At 56.5% G+C, this 23872-nt stretch carries 27 protein-coding genes; 26 read left to right on the top strand and 1 reads right to left on the bottom strand.

Annotated features, from left to right (window positions below; all coding sequences use genetic code 11):
• Positions 1–26: 26 nt before the first annotated feature.
• Positions 27–572: a hypothetical protein gene (locus ACQY4Z_RS00715; protein ID WP_428525780.1), complete on the bottom strand. Its 546-nt coding sequence runs from the start codon at positions 570–572 to the stop codon at positions 27–29.
• Between the two features lie 179 nt (positions 573–751).
• Between ACQY4Z_RS00715 and flgB the strand changes: the two genes are divergently transcribed.
• From flgB to fliR, 26 genes are all read left to right on the top strand, one after another.
• Positions 752–1132: a flagellar basal body rod protein FlgB gene (flgB, locus tag ACQY4Z_RS00710; protein WP_040451983.1), complete on the top strand. Its 381-nt coding sequence runs from the start codon at positions 752–754 to the stop codon at positions 1130–1132.
• 19 nt (positions 1133–1151) lie between these two features.
• Positions 1152–1568 carry a flagellar basal body rod protein FlgC gene (flgC, locus tag ACQY4Z_RS00705; protein ID WP_055673363.1) on the top strand — a complete coding sequence of 139 codons (417 nt, stop codon included), beginning with the start codon at positions 1152–1154 and terminating at the stop codon, positions 1566–1568.
• 2 nt (positions 1569–1570) lie between these two features.
• Entirely contained in the window at positions 1571–1909 is a 339-nt protein-coding gene (locus ACQY4Z_RS00700; protein WP_428525777.1) for a flagellar hook-basal body complex protein FliE, read from the top strand.
• Positions 1910–1976: 67 nt separating this feature from the next.
• Positions 1977–2765 (top strand): flagellar basal-body rod protein FlgG, encoded by a 789-nt coding sequence (gene flgG / locus ACQY4Z_RS00695; protein WP_133949890.1) that lies wholly within the window; start codon positions 1977–1979, stop codon positions 2763–2765.
• Between the two features lie 18 nt (positions 2766–2783).
• On the top strand, positions 2784–3242 hold the full coding sequence (flgA, locus tag ACQY4Z_RS00690; protein ID WP_428525774.1) for a flagellar basal body P-ring formation chaperone FlgA: 459 nt from the start codon (positions 2784–2786) through the stop codon (positions 3240–3242).
• Between the two features lie 3 nt (positions 3243–3245).
• On the top strand, positions 3246–4343 hold the full coding sequence (flgI, locus tag ACQY4Z_RS00685) for a flagellar basal body P-ring protein FlgI (RefSeq protein WP_428525772.1): 1098 nt from the start codon (positions 3246–3248) through the stop codon (positions 4341–4343).
• 144 nt (positions 4344–4487) lie between these two features.
• Positions 4488–5039: a MotE family protein gene (locus tag ACQY4Z_RS00680; RefSeq protein ID WP_428525770.1), complete on the top strand. Its 552-nt coding sequence runs from the start codon at positions 4488–4490 to the stop codon at positions 5037–5039.
• An 8-nt stretch (positions 5040–5047) separates the two neighbouring features.
• Entirely contained in the window at positions 5048–5743 is a 696-nt protein-coding gene (gene flgH / locus ACQY4Z_RS00675; protein ID WP_133951126.1) for a flagellar basal body L-ring protein FlgH, read from the top strand.
• A 17-nt stretch (positions 5744–5760) separates the two neighbouring features.
• Positions 5761–6258 carry a flagellar basal body-associated FliL family protein gene (locus tag ACQY4Z_RS00670; protein WP_428525768.1) on the top strand — a complete coding sequence of 166 codons (498 nt, stop codon included), beginning with the start codon at positions 5761–5763 and terminating at the stop codon, positions 6256–6258.
• Positions 6258–6998 carry a flagellar type III secretion system pore protein FliP gene (gene fliP / locus ACQY4Z_RS00665; RefSeq protein WP_428529680.1) on the top strand — a complete coding sequence of 247 codons (741 nt, stop codon included), beginning with the start codon at positions 6258–6260 and terminating at the stop codon, positions 6996–6998. Before ACQY4Z_RS00670 ends, fliP begins: the two co-directional genes overlap by 1 nt.
• A 388-nt stretch (positions 6999–7386) precedes the next feature.
• The gene (locus ACQY4Z_RS00660) at positions 7387–8301 is read left to right on the top strand and encodes a flagellin (protein WP_133949884.1); all 915 of its coding nucleotides are present in this window, start codon (positions 7387–7389) and stop codon (positions 8299–8301) included.
• A 154-nt stretch (positions 8302–8455) separates the two neighbouring features.
• A complete protein-coding gene (fliF, locus tag ACQY4Z_RS00655) occupies positions 8456–10102 on the top strand; it encodes a flagellar basal-body MS-ring/collar protein FliF (RefSeq protein WP_428525766.1) in 1647 nt (548 codons plus the stop codon).
• Positions 10102–10743 (top strand): hypothetical protein, encoded by a 642-nt coding sequence (locus ACQY4Z_RS00650; protein WP_428525764.1) that lies wholly within the window; start codon positions 10102–10104, stop codon positions 10741–10743. The genes fliF and ACQY4Z_RS00650 overlap by 1 nt, the downstream gene beginning before the upstream one ends.
• Positions 10743–12167 (top strand): MotB family protein, encoded by a 1425-nt coding sequence (locus ACQY4Z_RS00645; RefSeq protein WP_428525762.1) that lies wholly within the window; start codon positions 10743–10745, stop codon positions 12165–12167. Before ACQY4Z_RS00650 ends, ACQY4Z_RS00645 begins: the two co-directional genes overlap by 1 nt.
• Positions 12164–13399 carry a chemotaxis protein gene (locus tag ACQY4Z_RS00640; protein WP_428525760.1) on the top strand — a complete coding sequence of 412 codons (1236 nt, stop codon included), beginning with the start codon at positions 12164–12166 and terminating at the stop codon, positions 13397–13399. Before ACQY4Z_RS00645 ends, ACQY4Z_RS00640 begins: the two co-directional genes overlap by 4 nt.
• The gene (locus tag ACQY4Z_RS00635; protein WP_428525758.1) at positions 13396–14700 is read left to right on the top strand and encodes a flagellar hook-length control protein FliK; all 1305 of its coding nucleotides are present in this window, start codon (positions 13396–13398) and stop codon (positions 14698–14700) included. The genes ACQY4Z_RS00640 and ACQY4Z_RS00635 overlap by 4 nt, the downstream gene beginning before the upstream one ends.
• Before the next feature lie 61 nt (positions 14701–14761).
• Positions 14762–15232 carry a transglycosylase SLT domain-containing protein gene (locus ACQY4Z_RS00630; RefSeq protein ID WP_428529678.1) on the top strand — a complete coding sequence of 157 codons (471 nt, stop codon included), beginning with the start codon at positions 14762–14764 and terminating at the stop codon, positions 15230–15232.
• Between the two features lie 173 nt (positions 15233–15405).
• Complete coding sequence (locus tag ACQY4Z_RS00625) at positions 15406–16689, top strand: flagellar hook protein FlgE (protein WP_428525756.1); 1284 nt, start codon at positions 15406–15408, stop codon at positions 16687–16689.
• A 35-nt stretch (positions 16690–16724) separates the two neighbouring features.
• On the top strand, positions 16725–18197 hold the full coding sequence (gene flgK, locus ACQY4Z_RS00620) for a flagellar hook-associated protein FlgK (protein WP_428525754.1): 1473 nt from the start codon (positions 16725–16727) through the stop codon (positions 18195–18197).
• A gap of 5 nt (positions 18198–18202) precedes the next feature.
• Positions 18203–19249 (top strand): flagellar hook-associated family protein, encoded by a 1047-nt coding sequence (locus tag ACQY4Z_RS00615; RefSeq protein WP_428525752.1) that lies wholly within the window; start codon positions 18203–18205, stop codon positions 19247–19249.
• A gap of 49 nt (positions 19250–19298) precedes the next feature.
• Positions 19299–19649: a flagellar biosynthesis regulator FlaF gene (gene flaF / locus ACQY4Z_RS00610; protein WP_428525750.1), complete on the top strand. Its 351-nt coding sequence runs from the start codon at positions 19299–19301 to the stop codon at positions 19647–19649.
• A gap of 4 nt (positions 19650–19653) precedes the next feature.
• Positions 19654–20121 carry a flagellar biosynthesis repressor FlbT gene (gene flbT, locus ACQY4Z_RS00605; protein ID WP_428525748.1) on the top strand — a complete coding sequence of 156 codons (468 nt, stop codon included), beginning with the start codon at positions 19654–19656 and terminating at the stop codon, positions 20119–20121.
• Positions 20122–20132: 11 nt separating this feature from the next.
• A complete protein-coding gene (gene flgD, locus ACQY4Z_RS00600; RefSeq protein ID WP_133949864.1) occupies positions 20133–20537 on the top strand; it encodes a flagellar hook assembly protein FlgD in 405 nt (134 codons plus the stop codon).
• Positions 20538–20552: 15 nt separating this feature from the next.
• Positions 20553–20819, top strand: coding sequence for a flagellar biosynthesis protein FliQ (gene fliQ, locus ACQY4Z_RS00595; protein WP_133949862.1), 267 nt, complete (start codon positions 20553–20555; stop codon positions 20817–20819).
• A gap of 188 nt (positions 20820–21007) precedes the next feature.
• Complete coding sequence (flhA, locus tag ACQY4Z_RS00590; protein ID WP_133949860.1) at positions 21008–23098, top strand: flagellar biosynthesis protein FlhA; 2091 nt, start codon at positions 21008–21010, stop codon at positions 23096–23098.
• Positions 23095–23871 (top strand): flagellar biosynthesis protein FliR, encoded by a 777-nt coding sequence (gene fliR, locus ACQY4Z_RS00585; protein ID WP_428525745.1) that lies wholly within the window; start codon positions 23095–23097, stop codon positions 23869–23871. Before flhA ends, fliR begins: the two co-directional genes overlap by 4 nt.
• Position 23872: the final 1 nt, after the last annotated feature.

Genomic DNA, 23872 nt, shown 5'->3' with positions numbered 1-23872 from the left:
GCATAATCCTTTGAACATCTGAGACCTCAGCGGCGGGGAGATGCCGCAGGCGGCATGGGCGGGGGCGGTGCGAGTTCAGGCCGTGGCTCCAAAGCCGCCGGCGGTTCCTGGCCCCGGATGAGGGAGCGGCCATAATAGTTGGGATCGCCGAGCGTGGTCGGCCGGTGGGTAACGCCCGACTGTTCGTTGGCGCAGCGTTGATAGGCAAGGTCATAAAGGCTTTGCCAGCCCGCCGGATAACTTCCCAGGTTATTGAGAACGGTCAGCGCTCCGCCAATGGCCGCACCCCGGCGTGCGCCGCTTGGACCATCCCAAATTCCTCCGGCCACGGCTCCGCTTGCTCCGTTCTCATAGATGTTCAGATCAGCCGGATCGGGATTGACGTGGGCATTCGCGTAAGAGCGCGCATAGGCATCACAATTGACCGGTTGGGCATTCGCGGACGACACCACACCTGTGCTGGCAAGTGTTGCCAACCCCACAATAGCTGGTTTCAGGACACGCTTTTGAAGGCGATGACGAAAAGGGCTTGCTGTCAATGAAGTGCCGATCGGGCGCCAGCGTTGGGTCATTGGGATCTCCGGTCATTGCAATCCAGGTGCATGTAAGTGTGCCGGTTTCAAATCTTGAAGCACCATCGGTCACCCATGAAGGTTGTGCGGGCCTTGCGGCGCGGATTGGCAAAGGGCCAGCCTCAGACAAGCTTGGACTTATAGAACTGGCACCAATCCCGGCTGAATGGAGGTATTCGATGGAACCGGTGTTCCTGAACAAACTGGTCTCGCAAAACAACGAATGGCTGTCTGTCCGTCAGGCCGCGATTGCTGAGAACATCGCCAATGCCAACACCCCCGGTTTTGGCGCCAAAGATGTTGAGCCTTTCGTTTCGGTGATTAGCAAAACTCATCTTGCCATGACCGCGACCCATGGAAGCCATCTGGGCCAGACCATGGAGGCAGCCAAAGCCTCAGACATGGAGAAAGCTGACAGCTGGAACGTCACCCACTCCGGCAACTCCGTGAGCCTGGAGCAGGAGTTGATGAAAGCCGGTGAGGTCGCGCGCGACCATTCGCTGAATGCCAGCATCGCCAAGTCGTTTCACAAAATGTACCTCGCAGCCGTTCGTCCCTAAGCCAAAGTGATCTGAACTCATGTCCGACCCCCTTTCTGCCACACTGCAAATTGCCGCCTCCGGCCTGAAGGCTCAGTCCGACCGGATGCGGATTGTTTCCGAAAACCTCGCCAACGCCCGCTCCACCGGTGAGGCTTCCGGCGATGATCCCTATCGGCGCAAGACGATCACCTTTGAAAGCGAATTCAATCGCGCAACCCAGGCCAATCTGGTCGCAGTCAAGGGGATTGGAACTGACAAGGCGCCATTCACCGTTGAATACGATCCGGGCCACCCAGCGGCGGACGTTGATGGCTATGTGAAAATGCCAAACGTCAACACGCTGATGGAGCTCGCGGACATGCGCGAAACCAATCGGTCCTACGAAGCCAATTTGAAAGTCATGACGCAGGCCCGCGAAATGGTCATGCGCCACATTGACCTGTTGAGGAACTGATCATGATCAACGAAATCTCCGCGCTGACATCTGCTGCCTCGAGCGACGGTATTCTCAAATCATCGTCGACCACCCGCTACATGAACTCGACGCCTGAGCTGGGTGGCACGGAAGCTGTCTCCAGCCCGTCCTTTTCGGACGCTATGGCTGAGGTCTCGCAATCAGCCATCGACAAAGTGAAAAACGGTGAAGCAGCCGCAATCGCTGGCGTCGATGGGCAAGCTTCCGTTCAACAAGTTGTTGAGGCTGTCATGCAGGCGGAATCCACGCTGCAAACCGCCATTGCCATTCGCGACAAGGTCGTGAACGCCTATCAGGAAATCAGCCGGATGACGATCTAAGCGACCGCGCTTCTATCGAGTGCGATTTTATCGTCAGTCAGACTTGGCGAATTCAGGAGACATAGAAATGAAAGCCCTTGCCATCGCTGCAACCGGCATGAGCGCACAGCAGCTCAATGTTGAGGTTGTTGCCAACAACATTGCCAATATGAACACGACGTCGTTCAAACGGGCGCAGGCGGAATTCTCAGACCTTCTCTATCAAGCAGAGCGTCTTCAAGGCGTTCCGAACCGCGGCGGCGAAGATCCGGTTCCTGAAGGAGCGCAGCTGGGTCTTGGAGTTAAAACCGCCGGCATCCGGAAACTACACATGCAAGGTCCGCTGACCAACACGGGTAACCAGTTCGATATCGCGCTGGACGGTCGGGGTTGGTTCGAGATCACAGGGCCGGACGATGAAACCCTTTACACCCGGGCTGGATCTTTCAACAAGAACGCGGATGGCCGCCTGGTGACCATCGACGGCTACACAGTTGAACCGGCAATTATCGTTCCGGAAGAAACCATCGAAGTGGTGATCAACGAAACCGGGCAGGTCTATGCCAAGATCGATGGCGAGATCCAGCCGCGTGAAATTGGCCAACTATCTCTAGCCAATTTTGCAAATGATGTTGGCCTTGAGCCGGTCGGCGGCAATCTGTTCCGGGAAACGCCGGCCTCTGGCGCTCCGGTTGCCGGTGTTCCGGGTGACCCTGGTTTTGGCGTTGTCCGCCAAGGGTATCTGGAATCGTCCAATGTCGATCCAGTGAAGGAAATCACGGCGCTCATTTCCGCTCAGCGCGGGTACGAAATGAACTCGAAGGTCATGAAAGCGGCAGATGAAATGGCCAATACCGTGACCAACGGCATCCGCTAGAAAAAGGCGGTTCATCCAATGACCAAAGCCATAAAACTCTTCGCGATTTGTTTGACAATGCTAACCGGAATTCCCGCGGCATATGCAGCAGGCATTGAATTGCCGGTTGCCCGCCAGACGATCCCGGCGGGTACCGAAATCGGCCACCGGGATTTGGTGGAGCGCAAGTTTCCCAGCCGCACAGCAACTCAGTTCGCAGTTGCCTCGCATCGGAGCCAGCTGGTCGGACAGGTAACCCGGCGGACGTTGTTGCCCGGTCAACCGATCCCAATCAACTCGGTCGAAAAGCCGTTGCTCGTCAAACGGGGCGAACCGGCCCGGCTAGTGTTTCAGGAACAAGGACTGGTCATCATCATGCAGGTCGAAGCGCTGCAAAACGGCGGTGCGGGGAGTTTCGTACGTGTTCGAAACGTCGACAGCGGTTTGGTCGTGTCCGGAAGAGTTCAGCAGGACGGCACGATCCGCGTGGAGAATTGATTTATGTTCCGTTTTTTTATTTGCCTTTTGGCGGTTTTGACGGCTTCGCCGGCGGCCGCGATGGTGCGGATCAAGGATATCGCCTCGCTGCAAGGTGTGCGTGATAACCAGTTGGTCGGTTATGGCCTGGTCATAGGCTTGAAGGGCTCGGGCGACACATTGCGCAACTCTCCCTTCACCGAGCAATCTCTTCAGTCCATGCTCGACAGTCTTGGGGTGAATGTTCGCGAAACGCGGCTCAGGACGAGGAATGTCGCCGCTGTCGTTGTGACGGCCGAAATGCCGTCCTTTATCGGCAAGGGATCGACCATCGATATCAGCGTCTCTTCTCTGGGCGATGCAACATCTCTGGCTGGCGGCACGCTGGTTGCCACACCGTTGCTCGGTGCGGATGGTCAGATTTACGCTGTAGCTCAAGGACCGGTTGCAGTGTCCGGGTTCGCAGAACTCGGTGCTGCGGAAAGCTTGACCCAGGGAATTCCAACCGTCGGACGTATCCCGAATGGCGGGCTTATCGAGCGGAACCTGCCGGCGAAGTTCTCGCAAATTCCTGATCTTGTGCTGGAACTGTCCAATCCGGATTTCAAGACGGCTGTCCGCATCACCGACGCAATCAACCGGTACACCCGGGAGCGCTATGGAGCGCGGGTCGCTAAGGAACGCGATTACCGGTCCGTAGATTTGACGCCACCACCGAAGGTGAGCTTAACCCGTTTCATAGCGGAAATTGAATCCATCCGCGTCCGGCCGGATCAGAGCGCCAAGGTGGTGATCGATGAGCGCACGGGAACCGTTGTGATCGGCAAGGACGTTCAGATTTCTACGGTTGCCATCACTCATGGAAATCTGACAGTCCGGATTTCCGAAGCACCGGAAGTTTCCCAGCCGGCACCGTTCTCTCAAGGGGAGACTGTTGTGGTCCCACGGACTTATGTGGATGCGCAGGAAACCGGCGGGCGGCTTGCGGTTGTCGGTGGAACGGATCTTCCGACATTGGTGCGGGGGCTCAACCGGATTGGCCTACGCCCGACCGGGATCATTGCAATCCTGCAGGCGATCAAGACAGCCGGGGCACTTCAGGCAGAACTGGTTGTTCAATAAACCAGCAGGCCACACAGGTCAGCAATCTCGAACAAGGCGCCGCGGTTTTGCGGCGCCTTTTGTTTTCAGAGGCCCAACAGCCTCGCGCAAGCTCGATCAGCGAATGTCCAATCAAACGGGTCACTCGCAAAGGACAAATTGTTCATGTCTAAATTCGTGGATGAATGCCGAAAAGCCGGTGTTCTGACATGCCTGGCTCTTCAATTGATCTGCGCGGGGAGCGCGGCGCAGGCACAAACACCGCCGCAAAAGCCGCAAGAGGCTGCAGCAGCCCCGGCGCAAACTGCCATCCCGTATCGTGACAGCCAGCTTTACTGCAAGAACATCGCCGAAGCGGCGAGTGACGCCCGGATCCAGTGGCAGACTTGGAAGATGATTGCCCTGGAAGGGCGCCTCCAGGCACGGATTGCCGAGTTGCAACGCAAGGAACGCGAGTTCGAGGCCTGGGTTGAACGCCGCGAACAGCTTCTGGAGCAGGTCGAGGACCAGGTCGTCAGCATCATTGGCCGGATGCGTCCTACCGCCGCCGCAGAACAGCTTTCGACTACCGAAGAAGAAGCTGCGGTTGGCGTTCTTTTGAAGCTAAAAGCACGTGTTGCCAGCGCGATCTTGGATGAAATGGAGCCTGCAAGGGCAGCACAGCTGACGCAAACCATGATGGGCTTCACCGACCCCGAAATACAACGGAGATTTTGATGCGCCTGATGCTTGTTTCTTTAGGGGCCGTATTGCTCTCCGGTTGTGCCGGGCAACTGGAAGATATCGGCCGTGCCCCGGAAATGACCCCGGTCGGCTATGGGTTGGCCAACCGGCCCGCAACCGTCTACCCGCTTGGCACGTTCAACAAGGGCGGGATCAAGGACTACAATTCGCTGTGGCGCAATGATCGCGAGAATTTCTTCGCTGATCCAAGGGCAAAGAAAATCGGCGACGTCCTGACTGTTGTCATCCAGATCGACGACCGTGCAGAACTCGACAACACGTCTGAGCGCGGCCGGTCTGCCGACATCGGTATTGGCGGTTCCTATTCAGCAGGCAGCAACAACAGCACATCGGGCGGCCAGGCGGAGCTCAATGGCAACTCCGGGTCTTCGTCCGCAGGATCTGGGTCCATTGACAGATCAGAGGAGATTGAACTCTCTGTTGCGGCAATCGTGATCGACCGTCTTCCAAATGGGAACATGGTGATCTCCGGATCACAGGAAGTCCGTGTGAACTACGAGATGCGGATCCTCAATGTCGGTGGGATTGTCAGACCGCGCGATATCGAGAGCAACAACACCATCCCGTACGACAAGATCGCGGAAGCCCGGATTTCCTACGGTGGCCGCGGGCGGATTTCCGAGGTCCAACAGCCGGGTTGGGGCCAGCAGATCTATGACATCGTCACACCGTTCTAGGCTGGAAGGGATCGAATATGTCGAACAGTCTTGTGCCATTTGAAGGACCAGAAACCGGTGATGCAAAATCCAATTTTCTCGCCGCTCTGATCCTGATCAGTTTGATTGGTGCAGGTGCCGGTGCCGGACTCGCGAAACTCGTTTCCGACATGACCGAAACTGCAGTTCATGGCCGGATCCGGGATGCGCAGAGCTTTAGTCAGACCTTGCCGTTTTCACCTTCCACCCGCCTGCAGCGTCTTGAGCCCCTGGTGACCAACCTGGCAACACCGCCCAGCACATGGATCCGCGTTCAGGCAACGCTTTTGCTGGAAGACGAGCCGGATACGGACGTGTCTGTTCTGCGCAAGCGGATCGAGGACGATTTTCTGAGTTTCCTGCGCACATTGACCCTCGCGCATCTTGAAGGCGGGGTTGGCTTGCAGCACTTGCGGGAAGACCTGAATGAGCGCGCCAAAGTGCGCAGCAAGGGCAAGGTTCGCGAAGTAATCCTGGAGTCTGTGGTTATCCAATGATGAGGTTGTTTTTAACCGTTACCGCTTTGTTTGCTCTGACCGGAGCCGCAGCGGCGCAGGTGCCGGATTTGTCTGCCTTGCTGCCGGAAGGCGAGGGCAGCGCGTCGGGCCGCATCATCCAGATGATCATCTTGCTCACGGTGCTGTCTTTGGCACCGGGCATCTTGATCATGGTCACCAGTTTCATCCGGTTCGTGATTGCCTTTTCGTTTCTCCGGTCCGGTATTGGTCTGCAGACCACTCCCGGCAATCTCATCCTTATTTCGCTTGCACTTTTCATGACGTTTTACGTCATGGCGCCAACCTTCGACCGGGCATGGGAAGATGGTGTCCGGCCATTGATGAACAACGAGATCACCGAGGAAGAGGCCTATGTGAAGATCACCGAGCCGTTTCGCGAGTTCATGCTGAGCCAGGTGCGCGAAAAGGATCTGGTGCTCTTTGACGATCTCGCGGCGGGCCGGGTGACCGACGGATCGGCGGCCTCAGCCGAAGAGGTGGAGCTGCGCGTCCTTATTCCGGCCTTTATGATCTCCGAATTGCGGCGGGGATTTGAGATCGGGTTTTTGATTGCGCTGCCGTTTCTCGTGATCGATATGATCGTGGCCACTATTACCATGTCGATGGGCATGATGATGCTGCCGCCGACCGTGATCTCCCTGCCATTCAAGGCCTTGTTCTTCATCCTGATCGACGGATGGAACCTGCTGGTTGGCAGCCTTGTACGGTCATTTTTCTAAGCGGGAATAAAAGTTAGGAATGAAAACGGGCGGGGCCATCGGCTCCGCCTTTATTGTTTTGGCGATCGATTGAACCACGCAGGAATAACCCTTGGCCGCTCAAGGAACACGACTGTTGAGAGGTGTTCGAAGACCAAAAAACAGATTTTGCGGGTACCAAAACACACGGAAAAATCCGTTTTGTGTCATTCCCCCGTTTGAAATGCGGAAAAGAATCAACTTGAACTGATCCACGCAAGCTTCGCGCAAGGTTTGTGCTCTAGCTTTCAAATCACACGACGGGTTGAGCAAATCCTACCAACGCTCAAAAGCATGATGCTGCCCCGCCGTCCCGGTGTAACTCCGGAATGTCCCATCCTCAAAACTTATGATTTGAAAGGGACATATCATGTCTAGCTTGCTTACTAACAGCTCAGCAATGACCGCTCTGCAAACGCTGAGCATGACCAACAAAAACATGGCGACCACGCAGAATCGTATCTCTACCGGTCTCCGTGTTGGCGGTGCGGAAGACAACGCGGCTTACTGGTCCATTGCAACGACCATGCGTTCCGACAATATGGCTCTGAGTGCCGTTAACGACTCTCTTGGCCTGGGCGCTGCGGTTGTTGACACCATGTATACCAGCATGAACAGCACCGTTGATGTTCTGAACGAAATCAAGTCCAAACTCACCACCGCTTCCGGCGCTGGTGTTGACCGGGCGAAGATTCAGTCAGACATTGACCAGCTGCAGGACCAGCTCGGCACAATCGCATCGTCTGCTGTGTTCAACGGTGAATCCTGGTTGCAGGAAGACTCTGCAACTGCGAACGCCACAAAAAGCGTCATTGCTTCGTTTAGCCGCGATGCAGCTGGCCTGTTCACACTGGACAGCATTGATATTGATGTGACCAACATCCGGCTGTTTGATACCACTGCTGACACCGGTCTCATGGACCGTGATTACACAGCTGGTGGTACCACTGTCGCGATCGAGGACATTGACGTATCAGCTCTGACCGACTCCGTTGCTGACCGTACGACGATCCAGGAAACCATTGCGGTGGTTGACTTGGCCATCGCGGAAGTAACCGATGCGGCGACTGACCTCGGTTCCGTCAAGAAGCGCATCGATCTCCAGCAGACGTTCGTATCCAACCTGACTGATGCTGTTGATCGTGGTATCGGCCAGTTGGTGGACGCCGACATGAACAAAGAGTCGACACGCCTTCAGGCTCTGCAGACACAGCAGCAGCTCGGCATTCAGGCTCTTTCCATCGCCAACCAGGGCGCACAGAATATTCTGTCCCTGTTCCGTTAATCGTCACCGATTTCCGGATGAGAGACCGCGCCCTTTTGGGCGCGGTCTTTTTTGTTTTGGAATCAGCCCCTTCGCCAAAACATGACAGGCTCGCACAAGCTCCGGATCCGATAGTGCGGGGAACTTGAGACGAACGTGCATGAAGGGGTTATGCATGCCGGGCCGTGAACACGCCGAAAAACTTTGGGCCAACTTGATGGAATTGGGCATGCGCCGATTGATTGCGCTTGCTCTGATTGGCCTTGCGACCATCGCCACAGTTGGCGCTGGCGCATTTTATTTAAGCCGACCGGAAACGACGCCGCTTTACACAGGCCTTACCGGCGAAGACGTGTCGCGGATCGGCTCCGCCTTGCGCGACGCCGGTATTCCGTTTGACGTCAACTCTGAAGGTGATGCGGTCATGGTCAGCCACGGCCAGACGGCCAAAGCAAGAATGCTTCTTGCTGAAAAGGGGCTCCCTCGCGGCGCGAACTCCGGCTACGAGCTGTTTGATGATCTAGGATCCCTGGGCCTGACATCCTTTATGCAGGAAGTGACGCGGGTTCGGGCGCTGGAAGGCGAACTCGCCCGCACAATTCAGCTGATGAAAGGCATCCGTGCCGCGCGTGTCCATATTGTCTTGCCCGAAAAAGGCTCTTTCCGGCGCGACCAGCAGCCGCCGTCGGCTTCGGTGGTTATTCGGTCCGACATTCCGGATGACGTGCGCACCGCCGACGCCATCCGGCACCTTGTCGCGGCTGGTGTTCCTGGCATGGAAGCCGCAAAGGTTACGGTGCTGGATACGACCGGCGGCATACTCGCGGCCGGAAAGGACCCGACCAAAGCGTCTGCGGGTCAGATGGCAACTCTTGAAACAGCCGTCAGCAACCGTATCCAGGAAAACGTCCGCAAGACACTGACACCGTATCTTGGTCTCGACAACTTCCAGGTCAGCGTCGCGGCAAAGCTCAATACCGACCGGAAGATGATTGCTGAAACCATCTTTGATCCGGATTCGCGGATCGAACGGTCTGTGCGCACAATTCGTGAAAACGAAAATGCGGAAAACTCCAGCGCGGCAACGCCAGTGACTGCGGAACAAAACCTGCCAGAAGAAAATGTCGAAGCAGATGGCGGTGAACGCTCTCTGGAGGAAGCGGAACGGCGCGAAGAGACCGTCAATTATGAAATCTCGTCCAAACGGATCGAAACATCGCAGGACGGCTACCGTGTTGACCGCTTGTCCATTGCCGTTCTTGTCGACCGTGCGCGCCTGGCGGCTTCTCTAGGCGGATCACCGACCCAATCCCAGATCGCAGAACAGGTTCGCGAGATCGAAGCACTAGTGGCTTCATCTGCAGGCGTTACCGAAGAGCGGGGTGATCTCGTCAAAGTCTCCGTTGTCGACTTCGTCGATGGTGGCCGGGATCTGGAGCCGATCCCGCCGATCGGTGTCACCGAATATTTGCTCCGTCAATCCGGCAACATCATCAACGCACTGGCGATCCTGACGGTGTCCATGCTGGTGATCTGGTTCGGGTTGCGTCCGGCTGTTGCTGCCCTCGTGCCGCAAGTGAGCAGCGAGCAGGCCGAAATGGCAGAAATCGGTCTGTTGCCGGAAGGTGCAGAAGATACCGCAGATCCCATGGATGGCGAGACCGGTTTCCTGATGCCGCCGGACCATTCCGATCTGCTTCAGGACCTCAACAGCAAGCGGAACAAATCCGCCCTGAAGAAGCTGGAATCCCTTCTGGAGTTCAACGAAGAGCAGTCTGCCGCGATCCTGCGCCAGTGGCTCTATGACACGGAGCGCACCTGATGACCGCATCTGCAGCCGCCCATATTCCGGTTTTTTCGGCCCCGACTTTCAAGTCTTTTGATCCTGAAGACGCCCTGATGGTTGACGTGATCATGCCGGATCACGAACCGGAACCCATCTTGAGCGAGGAAGAGCTCCGGCGCGCGGAATATGAGCGTGGATTGAGTGAGGGAGACGAGCGTACCCGTCATCACTACGAGGCCCTCCTTGAACAGGAGCGCGAGAAACATGCAAGGGATCTGGAGGAAGAGCAGATCCGCTTTGAGATGAGGGAATCTGCAAACGTCGCAGCCGCGATCGATGGCTTTCTCGAGATCACGGAAAAACGTCTGTCCTATTCGGTTTCCAAGCTACTGATGCCTTTCCTAAAGCAAAACGTCGTCGACCAGCTGGTCAGGGCCTTCGCCGAGCAACTGACACAACTGGCAGAGGTACCTGGTGGAACATCTATCAGGATGCGTGGACCGGAAACACTTGTCGCTCAGGTGCTCCAGCAACTGCCGGACTTGAAAGACCGGATTCAGGTTCAGCCGGCCGACCAGGTCGAGTTGGAAGCGATTTTCGATGAGACCGTTATCGAAACCAGGCTGGAAGCCTGGCTGGGCCAGCTCGACGCGTTGCAGCTTGAGGAGACGGTCTGATGGACAATATGCCGAATGAAATTGTGATTGTCCGACGCCGCAACAACTGGGACGATGACGAAAAGCCCCATGGCGTTTGGAAAATTGCCTATGCAGACTTCATGACGGCATTGATGGCGTTTTTCCTGGTCATGTGGCTGATCAACGTGACCGACGAAAGCGTCCGCCGCGGGGTCGCACAATACTTCAATCCGGTCAAACTGGCCTCGACAGCTCCCAACCGAAAGGGCCTCAATGACCCGATCGTCAATGGTGATACGAACGAAAACGGTACCAAACTGTTCACCGGGAAGCTCGGTGGGACGGATGAGCAGAAAAGCACCCTGGAACGGTCCGGTGAAGCGGAGGTGGAAACGGAAGGGGTGAATGCATCGGATGCTGATGAGATAAAAGCAACGGCGGGCGCTCAGGCGACCTCTGGGGAATTCACCCAATCTCATCCAGAGTCCATTTTGTTTACTGATCCATACGCAGTGCTCGATACGCTCGCCCAGAAAATCAATGTTGCCCGGACGATGGAATCCAATCCGGAGGGTATTGGTTCAGGCCTGGAAAAAGAACAGGGCGCCCTCGGTGGTGAGGCCTACCGGGATCCGTTCGACCCGCAGTTCTGGCAATTCCGGCCGGGCCGCGGCGTTGACGGCGCAGCTGCCGAAACAGCTGGTTTGCCGACGCGGCCGGGCACCGGAAACGGCGCAGGTCAAAGCGGCGATCAAACAGAAAGTGACAAGTCCTGGAGTGCGCCCTTCGAAACCGATGGCACCACAGAGCTGGCCCAAACTGAAAGCGGAACCGGACCAACCAGCGAAGCCGGAACTGCATCGGGCGATGGTCCTTCCGAACTTAACGGAACTGCACAGAACCAGATCGTTGCGCATGTAAGTCGCAGAGATCAGGAAAACGCTGTACCGGCCGAGACCGAAGGTGGAGCAACTGAAGCCGAGCCTGTACCCGGAGCTCGTTTGGTCGCCGAACTCTTGACAGTCCTGGAGGCTGCGGAAGGTACACTGCTTGAAAACACCGCTGCGCAGATCACAGTCGTCCGGCAAGACGATGGGGCGCTTATCAGTCTAACCGACGATCAGAACTTCGGCATGTTTGCCATAGGCTCGGCTGAGCCGCGTCCGGAGCTGGTGAGCTTGCTTGAACGCCTTGGCAAGGTGATTTCCAAAACCGAAGCGCAGATTGTCATAACCGGCCATACAGATGCTCGTCCGTTCAAAAGCGCGACCTATGACAATTGGCGGCTGTCTTCGGCGCGAGCCCATATGGCGCTGTATATGCTGTCGCGCGGCGGTGTTGGATCGGACCGGTTCGTGCGCATCGAAGGCGCCGCCGATCGGCACTTGAAAAATGCGGAAGATCCGTTTGCCGCGAGCAACCGGCGGGTGGAAATCTACTTGCTGGAGGAGGCGGCGGAATGAACCAGTACAATTGGTCAACTCAGTTTCGGTGGGTGAAGCATACTACTGCCACCGTCGCCGCGATCCTTGGAGCTGTGGTGGTCTTCGCGGGCCAGGCAACAGCAAACTCAACTGTCAAGGAGCCATTTGAGATGGTGCGCGCGCTTCAAAGCGCACAGGAGCAGGTTGCTTCAGGCAGTGATTCAGCTGCGGCCATGCAGCGGGCCTTGCTCGAAAAAATGGATGAGGCATTTCTGCAATTACCGCCGGAAGCCTGGCAGGATCCGCGCAATGCCCGGGCATCGGTCATTCATCTTCTGAGCGGCGGTAATCCGGAGGTTATACGTCATTTGCTGACGTTGACCCCGGCGCCAGTCATCGATTTGAACTTGATGGAAGCGTCCTTGGCCTATGTTGAAGGCCGCGAAGAGGACATGCTGACCCGCCTTGCCGATGTGGACCCGCTGAATCTTCCGCCGAGCCTTGGTGGGCACATAGCTTTGGTAAAAGCGGTTCCCTACATCCAGACCGATCCGGTCCGGGCGATGGAGCTTTTACAGATCGCGAGCCTCTTGATGCCAGGAACGCTGGTTGAGGAAGCTGCGCTTAGGCGCGAGGTCTTGGTCGCCGGTCTGGTCGGGGACATTGAACGCTTCCGGACGCTTTCGATCCGGTATCTGCGCCGGTATCGGGCCTCGGTCTATTCCGGTGATTTCCGGCGCCGGTTTGCCATTGCACTCGACACGCTCGGTTTCGTGGAAGACCAGGACAAATTTGATCTGCTTTACGGCGTGCTTGAAGAGTTCGAAGACGACAGCCGCCGGGGGCTGTACATGCGGCTTGCGCGCTCGGCCTTGTTGGGTGGAAACCTTAAGATCGCTTCGAAGGCGACCGATCAGGCTCAAATGCTGGCCGTTGCAGGAACCGCGGAATACGAACTTTTGAAAATCTACCAGGTTGCGACCCGGCTGAACCGGGAAGCGGTCAAGCCCAACCGGGATCTCTTGTGGACAGTGAACAAGGCTGCTCTAACGCCTGAGGATTTGGATTTTTTGTATGCGGTGAACACCGTTCTGAATTCGATCCGTCATTTCCCGGATCCACCCGACAACTTCATTGGAGCCTTCAATTCCGGCGGAACACTTGGAACGCCCGCGGAACGTGAATGGCTCACGGCCGACATGGAACTAGCGGAGTTGTTGTTGCGCCGCACCGAAACACTGCTGGCTCAGGCTGGAGACGTGAAGAAATGACTGTAACACCGCATGCAATGATCCGCACGCCCTCCAAGGCTCCTGTCGGCGGAGACGGGCACCAGGGCGAGGGCGGCAAGAACACCGGAAAAGATGTCGCGGATCAGTTTCGGGCCATGATGTCAGATTTGAAGGCTGTTGATGGCAACGCAAAGGATGGCGACCGGCAAGCGGCAACCACTCAAGGTCCGGAGCAGACAGACACAGCGACAAGCGAAGAAACTGGAAACACAGTCAAATCAGATGCCGCTGGCAAGCAGGAACCGTCTTCCTTTAGCGTAGCCAATTTGACGGATGCCATCCGAAAGGCGTCCCAGACAGTCTTGGGTGCCCAACCCGCCGGAAAAGAAAGCGCTCAAGGGCAAGACGCTGCTGAAACCCAGTCTACTCAGCACTCCATGCCGGCTGCTGCCGCATTGCCTCTTGGAACCGTAATTGCTGCGCGTGCCGGGCAGGGGATGCCACAACCAGCGCAGGGCAATTTTCCAGGAACGGCATCGCAGAATACGGCTGGTCAGCAAACTATGTTGGCTCAAAAAGCAGCAAACGGCGCACAAGTTGCTGCTGGTGAAGCTGCAAAGACCGGGACATCATCGCTTTTCGCCCAGTTTGGTATCGAACCCGAACGTGTTGGCGAGGGGGCAACAGGTACGGCCGCAGCCCGCAATGCCTTGCCGGAAGAAGCCGCGGGAACGGTCAAGGTCCTGCGCCAGGAAACGCATTTTGCGCCGAATATGCGGCTTTCACCCGCACAACAGGTGGGTGAGCAAATCGCAACAGCCGTCAAGGACATGCCGGTCGATACCGGACGTACTCAAGGTAGGCTGACCCACAAAGCCGAAGGGCCGGTTCTGAAGACTTTAGAAATCCAGCTGACCCCGCATGAACTTGGCACAGTCAAAGTCTCGCTTCGTATGGTCGGCGAGAATGTTGAAGTAACCTTGGCGACCAGCAAAGCACAGACAGCCGAGCTCTTGAAGCAAGATAGGCAACTGTTGGATCAGATGCTTCGGACCACAGGGTTTAAAGCCGATACGATCACGATCCAGGCCGCCGATGACCGTGCCACCGTGACCACCAACGTCTCCAACTCCAGCTCCACACAAGGTCAGCAAGGCACAAACGGCAGTGCGTTTGGGGACCAGCAGAACCAGAACGCATCCGGGAATGGCACCGGCGGCCGCGGCGAACAGACTGGTGGCAATGACGAAAGCAGTGCCTTCCCTGGTTTTGAACCGGCACGGGAGCAAAGCGATGAAGACGGTCCTGGCAACCGCCTCTCTGACGGCATCTATATGTAGTGCAGCAGTCCTCCACCCGATCCCGGCGTTCGCGGAAATTCAAAATGTCTGCGAACGCGAGATGGTGGCTGCATCACGCAAATATCAGGTCCCCCTCGGGATTCTCTACGCTGTGGGGCTGACCGAGACCGGCCGGCGCAACTCCCTTTATCCGCATGCATTGAATATCGAAGGCAAATCGGTGTTTCCGCCGAGCCGGACAGCAGCGCGCCGGGATATTGAGGCGGCACGCAAGAACGGCAAGAAGCTGATCGATATCGGCTGCATGCAGATCAATCATCATTACCATTCGGATCAGTTCCGTTCCGTGGATCACATGCTCGATCCGCGGGCAAACGTGCAATATGCCGCCCGGTTTTTGAAGGAGCTGCGTGGCCGCCAGGGCTCATGGACCATGGCGGTAGCCCGCTATCATGCCGGTCCAAACAACGATCCCGCCCAGAAGCGCTATGTCTGCACTGTGATCCGCAACATGGTTGCATCGGGTTTCGGCAACTGGACCAAAAACTCCAAAGCGTTCTGCGGCGCTTGAACGTCAAAAACCGTCGCCGTGTGCGCCCTGTGGTCCGGTTCGCAATCCCGATATTTAAAGTTTAAGATAAATAAGTTTCTGTAATGATTGATAAAAATGATTTTGGGCTACAGCCTCGCGCAAGCTGGATCGGTTTGACTGTCACCAGTTGAATTGGAAACTGGAGACATTCCATGGGTCTTTCTGGGATTATGCGCACCGGTGTGTCCGGCATGAACGCGCAATCGAGCAAACTTGGCGCGGTCGCCGACAACATAGCAAACTCAAGCACCACCGGATATAAGCGCGCGGAAACCGAATTCGCGTCCCAGGTTCTCGCTCAAGGCGGTGGATCGTACAATTCCGGCGGCGTTCAAGCACATACCAAATACGCCATTTCCGATCAGGGTTCCATGAGCTTCACAACCTCGAAGCTTGATCTGGCAGTTGACGGAAATGGGTTTTTTATTGTGTCCGACAGCACCGGGGCAGGCGCATCTCAAGCCCTGACGCGTGCAGGGTCCTTCGTTCCGGATGGCCAAGGGTATCTCGTCAACACAGCTGGCATGTATCTGCAGGGCTATCCGATTACCAACGGCAATGCACCGTCTGTGGTCGCAAATGGTCTGGGTGGCCTAGAACCGGTCAACATCACTCAAAATCAGCTCGAAGCGACACCAACGAGCGCGGCCACTTTGCATGCCAATGTTGATGAAGATTCTGCAATTGTTGCGGCTGCCAACTTGCCGTCCGCGAACGCTGCGACCGCCGAGTATTCGCACAAGACATCCTTGGTCGTGTACGACAATCTCGGCAATGAAGTAACGTTGGATGTCTATTACACCAAGACGACGGACACGCCGCCGACAACCGATTGGGAAGTGACCGTTTACAACGCTGCTGACAGGGATCCGGCCACGGGTGGTTTCCCTTATGGTGCCGCCAACATCGGGACAAGCACCATTCAGTTTGACACAACGACCGGTCAACGGACCGGCGCGGTGACTGCGGTCAACATCACGGTTCCGAATGGTGGCACCTATGACATTGACCTGACCAACTCCACCTACACCGATGCCGGATTCACTGTGACCAATGTAGATGCTGATGGGAACGCACCGAGCTCCGTTGAGAAGGTGGAATTCGGTGAAGACGGGACCTTGTACTCGATCTACACAAACGGCGACCGCCGGCCGATCTACAAGATCCCGCTCGCAGATGTGCCGAGCCCGGACAAGTTGGATCCGGTGTCCGGCAACATCTACCGCCCGTCGATTGACTCAGGCGATGTCCGGGTGGGTTTCCCGGGTGACGGCGGTCTCGGCGAGTTGGCTGTTGGCGCGCTCGAAGGCTCCAACGTGGATCTCGCCAACGAACTCACATCGATGATCGAATCCCAGCGCACCTACACGGCCAATTCCCAGGTCTTCAAGGCCGGCTCCGATCTGATGCAGGAACTGGTGAACCTGGTCCGTTGATGCCGTTCAGCATTGAAACTTGAAAGTATTAAGTCATGAGTTTGTCCGTCGCCCTGCAGGTGGCCCAGTCAGCGCTGGCTGCCCGTCAGACAGAATCTTCGGTGATCGCCCGTAACATTGCGGGCGCTCAGGAGCCGGGGTTTTCGAAAAAATCCGTGCAATTGAGCACGATGTACACCTCTTCCGGCCAAGCCGGTGGGTTGAAGGTCAACGGAATTGCTCGCCTTTCCGACAGTGCTTTGTATTCGTCACTTCTTTCATCAACGTCGGTTGGAACGTCTCAGCAAACAGTCCTGGACGGAATGACGCGGCTTGCCGAAACAATCGGTGATACCGAGTTGGAAACGTCTCCTGCGGCAAAGCTCGGGCAGTTGAAACTGTCTTTGCAGAACTACGCGTCCGATCCGAACAACGTTGTCATGGCTCAAGATGCGCTGCTGAACGCCAAAAATATGGCTGACAGCCTCCGCTCGAGCACAGAACTGGTTCAAGATGTCCGGGCAACGGCGGACGCTGACATGGCGACGTCCGTCCGTGAAATAAACTCACTGCTCGGAAAGCTTGAAGACCTCAACTCTGTGATCGTGAAGGGCACACAAAGCGGAGCAGATGTTACCGATGCCCTGGACAGCCGGGACCAGGTTCTGTTGTCGTTGTCGGAAGAGATCGGCATCACCACGCTCAGCCGGGCGAACGGGGATGTTGTGGTCTACACAGACAGTGGCGTTACGCTGTTTGAGACGACTGCGCGGTCGGTGACTTTCGCGCCTACCATCACCTATGACCCCAACACATCGGGAAATGCTGTCATCGTTGACGGCGTCCCGGTTGCGGGACCGGGCGCGGTCATGCCGATTTCTTCAGGTCGCCTGCATGGTTTGGCTGAACTTCGAGACGACACAGCTGTAACCTATCAAGATCAACTGGATGAAATCGCCCGAGGGCTGATTGAAGCTTTCCAGGAAGAAGATCAAACAACTCCCGGTGTTTTCCAGCAAGGGCTGTTTCTGGGGACCGGGACACCGATTCCACCAAGCACTGTGCCCAGCGGAATTGCAGCTGATATCAGAGTGAATCCAAACGCAGATCCGGATCAGGGCGGCAGCCTTGATGCCATCCGCGATGGCGGGTTGGCGGGCGCGGCCTTCAACTACAACCCGGCAGGCAATGCTGGGTTCTCCGACCGCCTACAGGAACTTGTAACGGCGTTCGACACACCGCGGACTTTCGCGTCCTCCGTCGAGCTTGATCCGGATGCCAGCCTATCCTCTTTCGCCGCATCGTCAGTGAGTTGGCTGGAGAGTGGCCGCAAGACCATGACCAGCAATGTTGAAATCCAGTCCGTCATTGTCGGGCGGACAGCGGAAAACCTCAACAACACCACAGGTGTCAACATTGATGAAGAGATGACGCTGCTGCTCGAGATCGAGCGGGCTTATTCGGCGGCATCCCGCCTGATCACTGCAGTTGATTCCATGCTCGACGATCTCTTGATGGCCACGAGGTAACAGCCATGAAAACCACCTTTATCTCAACCTTCACACTGGCAGATTCGTCGCGGCGCAACATCCTGAGCCAGTCCAATTTGGTCAACAAGCTTGGGGTCGAATTGTCGTCGGGCCGTAAATTTGATGTGGGCTTGGATCTCGGTACGCGAACGGGTGAGAGCGTCACGCTGCGTTCTCAATTCCAGTTCTTGCACGGGATCATGGATACCAACGCGTTGGCGAAGTCCCGTCTGGACGTCAGTCAAGCGGCCATGGACGATATCCTCACCACAGCGCAAGACTTTCAAGCGACCCTTGTTGCGCTGAAGGAGAACCCGCAAAGCGCGGATATCATCAAGGCCGACGCCGAAGGCAAATTGGGATTGATGGTTTCACGCCTAAACACCCAGCTAAACGGTAGCTTTGTCTTTGCTGGGATCAACGCGGATGAATTGCCGTTTGCAGATTATTCTGATCCCGCTTCTCCGAACAAGATTGCCGCAGATGCCGCCTTTTTGGCCGAGTTCGGTTTCAATCAGGCCGATCCAAATGTCGCGACGATTTCGCCGGCTGCAATGTCCGCATATCTCGGCGGAAACTTCGACACGATGTTCCAGGATCCAGCCTGGGGCACCACTTGGTCGACTGCATCGGATACGCCGCTGGCAAGCCGGATTTCGGCAAGTGAAACGGTAAGTTCCTCCACCAGCGCCAATGAGCTGGCTTTTCGGGATTTAGCCAAGGCCTACACCATGATGTCCGATATCGGCAATAAGACCCTGTCCGATGAAACTTTCAAGGTCGTGGTCGATGTGGCGATCGAAGCACTGAGCAAGGGCATTGGCGGTCTGACAACGGAGATGGGCAAGCTCGGCACCGTTCAGCAGCAGGTCGCTCAGGCAAATGAGCGTCTCACCGTTCAAACGAGCATTTTGAACACTCGCATCAACGACCTGGAGCTCGTTGACAAGGAAGAGACGGCGGTTCGCCTCAACACGGCGCTGACCCAGCTTGAAACGACTTACTCCGTGACCGCGCGGATGCAGGGCTTGAGCCTCCTGAACTACATCTGATCCGGCAAGTGGCGCGCCACCAATTTCAACTGAGCACCAGAGAGGGGCCATGTACAATTTGTCTTACGCTGAGGTGATGGATGACCTTTGCAGTGATGAACGGCTGAACGAACATGAGGCGATGTGCATCATCATCGGAAAGCTGGCAACCGCACAGGAAAAAGGCATCCGTTCCCCGGAAGCCATCGATGCGCTGTTCTACACGCGCAGGGTCTGGGGGTTCTTCATGGAAAACCTCGCGGATGACGCCAATCAGCTGCCGGAAGAAATGCGGGCCAACCTGATATCGGTCGGTATCTGGGTGCTGAAAGAGGCGGAGGCTTTGCGTCAATGGGAGAAGGAAGACTTCTCCGACATCATTGAGATCAATTCCATCATCCGGGACAGTCTGGCGGGGTAAGCTCATGAAGATTGCGCTCAAATCAGGGGAACGCCTCTTTATCAATGGCGCGGTGATCCGCGCTGAACGCAAGACATCAATCGAGTTGATGAACGATGCCGTGTTCTTGCTGGAATCTCATGTGCTTCAGCCAGAAGAGGCCACGACGCCGCTGAAACAACTCTATTTCATCCTGCAGACGATGATCATGGATCCCGCGGCAGCGCCTGCGGCCAAGGATATGTTTCACGTCGTGCTGGCCTCAGTCTCAGGCGCTTTCTCAAGCGCAGAGGTCCTGGATAAGCTGGATGAGGTCGGTCAACTGGCCCGCAAGGACCGTTGGTTTGAAGCCATGAAAACAGTGCGTGCACTGTACCCCTTGGAAGCCCGTCTCATGGCTGCAGACCATAGGGCCAGGCAGGAGGAAGAAAAAGCCTCAGGGTTTTCTGCCAGGCAACCTGCGTACTCTGAACCCCACCTTGAACTGGTATAAGGACACCTGCCATGACAAGCGTAAATCCGGTCGCATCGGCGGCCGCCGCGAACGAAGCCGGCGGCGCTAGAGCTGCTCAGGAGCAGTTGACCGTTGATTACAATGCGTTTCTTCAATTGATGATGACGCAAATGAAGAACCAGGACCCAACCAAGCCGATGGACGCGTCAGAGCAGCTGTCGCAATTGGCGACCTTCTCGCAAGTCGAGCAGGCGATCCAGACCAATTCCAAGCTGGAGACAATGCTGACCAACATGTCCTTCGGCCAGGTTGATGATCTGATCGGCCGGACGGTCACGGACAGCAACGGAACAACCGGAGTGGTTGAGAAAGTCGAAATCTATTCCGACGGAACCATTCTCGGCCTTGATAACGGCAAAGGCGTGCTGCTTGGACCTGGTATTTCCATCTCCTAGAGGCTGTTGGTTGACATGAATGAAGTTGACGCCCTGGATTTGGTCCGGACCGCGATCTGGACGATTCTCATAGGATCAGCACCTGCGATCATTCCTGCGATGATCGTTGGGATCGTAATTGCGCTCTTGCAAGCCCTTACACAAGTTCAGGAAATCACTCTGACCTTCATTCCAAAGATCGTTGCCATTCTGGTGATGATCGTTATTGCAGGGCCGTTCATTGGCGGCCAGATGTATGCCTTGACCACGGTGATTTATAGCCGGATTGAAAACGGTTTCTGATCGCTAGCACCTTCGGAAACCTAGAGACGTCATCAGCGCATCCAAACATGAGGCGGTAGGCAGGTCATTCGACCGGCCGCCGCCTTTTGCTTTTTCGGTGCCTGACCGCGTGATTGCTGGCCGAAAAAAGCCTCGCGCAAGTTTGAGCAGCGATTTTGCCATCAGCTGACACGCGCAAGAGAGCAGGCATGACAGACACATCCATCACTTCCAGCGTCAACGGGGCTCCGGAAAGCCGCCGCGATGTAGGGTTCGCGTTCGGGATCGTGGTGATCCTCGCGGTTCTGTTTCTTCCCATTCCGACCTTTTTGATCGACGTCGGGCTGGCCATGTCGATCGCCTTGTCTGTTTTGATCCTCATGGTTGCCCTGTGGATCCAAAAGCCCCTCGATTTTTCGTCCTTCCCGACGATCCTTCTGATCGCCACGATGCTGCGCCTGTCGTTGAACATCGCGACAACCCGCGTGATTCTCGCAAATGGCCACGAGGGTGTTAACGCGGCTGGCTTTGTTATTAGTGGCTTCTCGCAGTTCGTTATGAGCGGCGACTTTGTGATCGGTCTGATTGTCTTTGCGATCCTGATCACGGTGAACTTCATGGTGATCACCAAAGGCGCAACAAGGATCGCGGAAGTAGGTGCGCGTTTCACCCTGGATGCGATCCCGGGCAAGCAGATGGCGATCGACGCTGATCTGTCCGCAGGTCTCATTGACGACAAAGAAGCCCAGCGCCGCCGGAAGGAGCTGGAGGAGGAAAGCTCCTTCTTCGGATCAATGGATGGTGCTTCGAAGTTCGTCCGCGGCGATGCCATCGCCGGCCTGATCATTACTGCTGTAAACATTCTCGGCGGCATCGTCATCGGTGTCACCCGCTATGACATGTCGGTGTCTGACGCGGCTGATGTCTTCACCAAACTGTCCGTCGGGGATGGTCTTGTCTCCCAAATTCCTGCACTGATTGTCTCGCTCGCTGCCGGTCTTTTGGTGTCCAAGGGCGGTACACGTGGGTCAGCCGACAAGGCGGTCCTTGATCAGTTGAGCGGCTATCCTCGGGCCTTGTTCGTGGCCGCTGTGCTGATGGGTGTTTTCGCACTTATGCCGGGCTTGCCGATGCTGCCGTTTTTCATGCTTGCGGCGATCCTCGGCTTTATTGGCTACTCGATCCCGAAACGCCAAGCCGCGCGCCAGGCAACGGAAGACAAAAAACGTGCAGATGCCGAGCGCCAGGCGAAGGAAGAGGCGAAGGATTCGGTCAAGGAGTCGCTGAAGACCGCCGAGATCGAGCTGGTGCTTGGCAAACAGCTTTCAGCCGAGCTGGTGGTCAATCATGGCGAGTTGTCCCGCCGGGTTGCCAAAATGCGCCGCAAGTTTGCCGAACAGTATGGCTTCGTCGTCCCAGAGATCCGTGTATCGGATAGCCTGACGATCGATCCGAAAAGCTATCAAATCAAGATCCACGGCACGATCGTGGCGTCCCAGCAGATCAAGGTCGGCGAGCTTCTGGTCATCCCTAACGGTGACGAGCGATTGCCGGTGCCGGGCGATGAGACCCGCGAACCCGCATTTGGCATGCCAGCCATCTGGGTGCCAAACGCCTACCGGGATGAAGTGCGGCGTCACGGTCTGGAGCCGGCAGAGAACAACACGGTGGTGCTGACACACCTCAGTGAGGTGATCCGCAACAACCTGCCGCAACTCTTGTCCTACAAGGACATGCGTAATCTGTTCAACCGTCTGGACCCTGAGTACCAGAAACTGCTGGATGACATCTGTCCGGCGCACACGTCCTTCTCCGGCTTGCAAGCCGTGATGAAGCTGCTCCTGGCTGAACGGATTTCAATCCGGAACCTCAACCTCATTCTGGAAGCGGTTGCCGAAATCGTGCCGCATGTCAGACGGTCTGAGCAGGTTGTGGAGCACGTGCGCATGCGCATCGCCCAGCAGATTTGCGGCGATCTCGCTGAAGGCGGCCCTCTGCAAGTGTTGCGGCTCGGCAATCGTTGGGATCTCGCCTTCCACAATGCGCTCAAGCGCGATGCCAAGGGCGAAGTGGTGGAGTTCGATATCGAACCTCAACTGGTGGAAGATTTCGGCACGCAAATGTCCGAAGCCGTGAAGAAACACATGAAGAGCGGTCAGAGGTTTGCCATTGTCGCCGCGCCGGATGCCCGTCCTTACGTGCGCATGATCGTGGAACGCATGTTCCCGACGCTTCCGGTGCTCTCGCATCTCGAGATTGCCCGCGGTGTTGATGTGACCGCGCTAGGGACGGTGTCGTGATCTCCGGAAGTCTGCTGTTCAGCACCTACGGCTCATCGCTGGTCCTGGCAACGTTCCTTCTGTTTTGCCGGATCGGGGCCTGCCTGATGGTCATTCCCGGTTTCGGCAGCAACCGGATCCCGATGCGGGTCCGGCTGTTCATTTCACTTGCCATCTCCCTGGCATTGTCGCCGCTGCTGGTGCCGGACATTCAGCAGGCGTTGCCGGATGAAGCCCTTGGCACTGTCTCCTTCTTCATTGGGGCGGAGCTTCTGACCGGCTTGTTTATCGGGTTTCTCGGGCGGATCTTCATTGCAGCCCTTGAAACACTGACAACATTGGTTTCCATGGCGATCGGCTTGTCCAACATGCCCGGCATGCCGATCGATGGTGTTGATGCGCTTCCGCCGGTCGCAAATCTCTTCACGCTGACCGCAACAGCCACGATTTTCATTGCCGATCAGCATTGGGAAATTCTGCGCGGTCTTGTGCAGTCTTACGAAGTCATCCCGCCAGGGCGGCCCTTGGCGGCGATGGCAAGCCTAGAACAGTTTGCAGAGCAGCTGGCGCGGACTTTTGTCCTGGCGCTTCGGGTGGTTAGCCCATTTGTCGTCTACACGATCGTTGTGAACCTTGCCGTCGGGCTGATCAACAAACTGACACCGCAAATCCCGGTCTATTTCATCTCACTGCCGTTCGTGATCGCGGGCGGTCTCTACTTCCTTTACCTCGTCGCGGCCGAAGCAATCATGATCTTCCTCGACGGGTATTTCACCTGGCTTCAATTGGGTTAGC

Origin of the sequence: Roseibium sp. (genome assembly GCF_965276855.1) — a bacterium.
Classification (GTDB): domain Bacteria; phylum Pseudomonadota; class Alphaproteobacteria; order Rhizobiales; family Stappiaceae; genus Roseibium.
The sequence above is the reverse complement of the archived record's forward strand: the minus strand, read 5'-3'. Positions and strand labels throughout refer to the sequence as shown.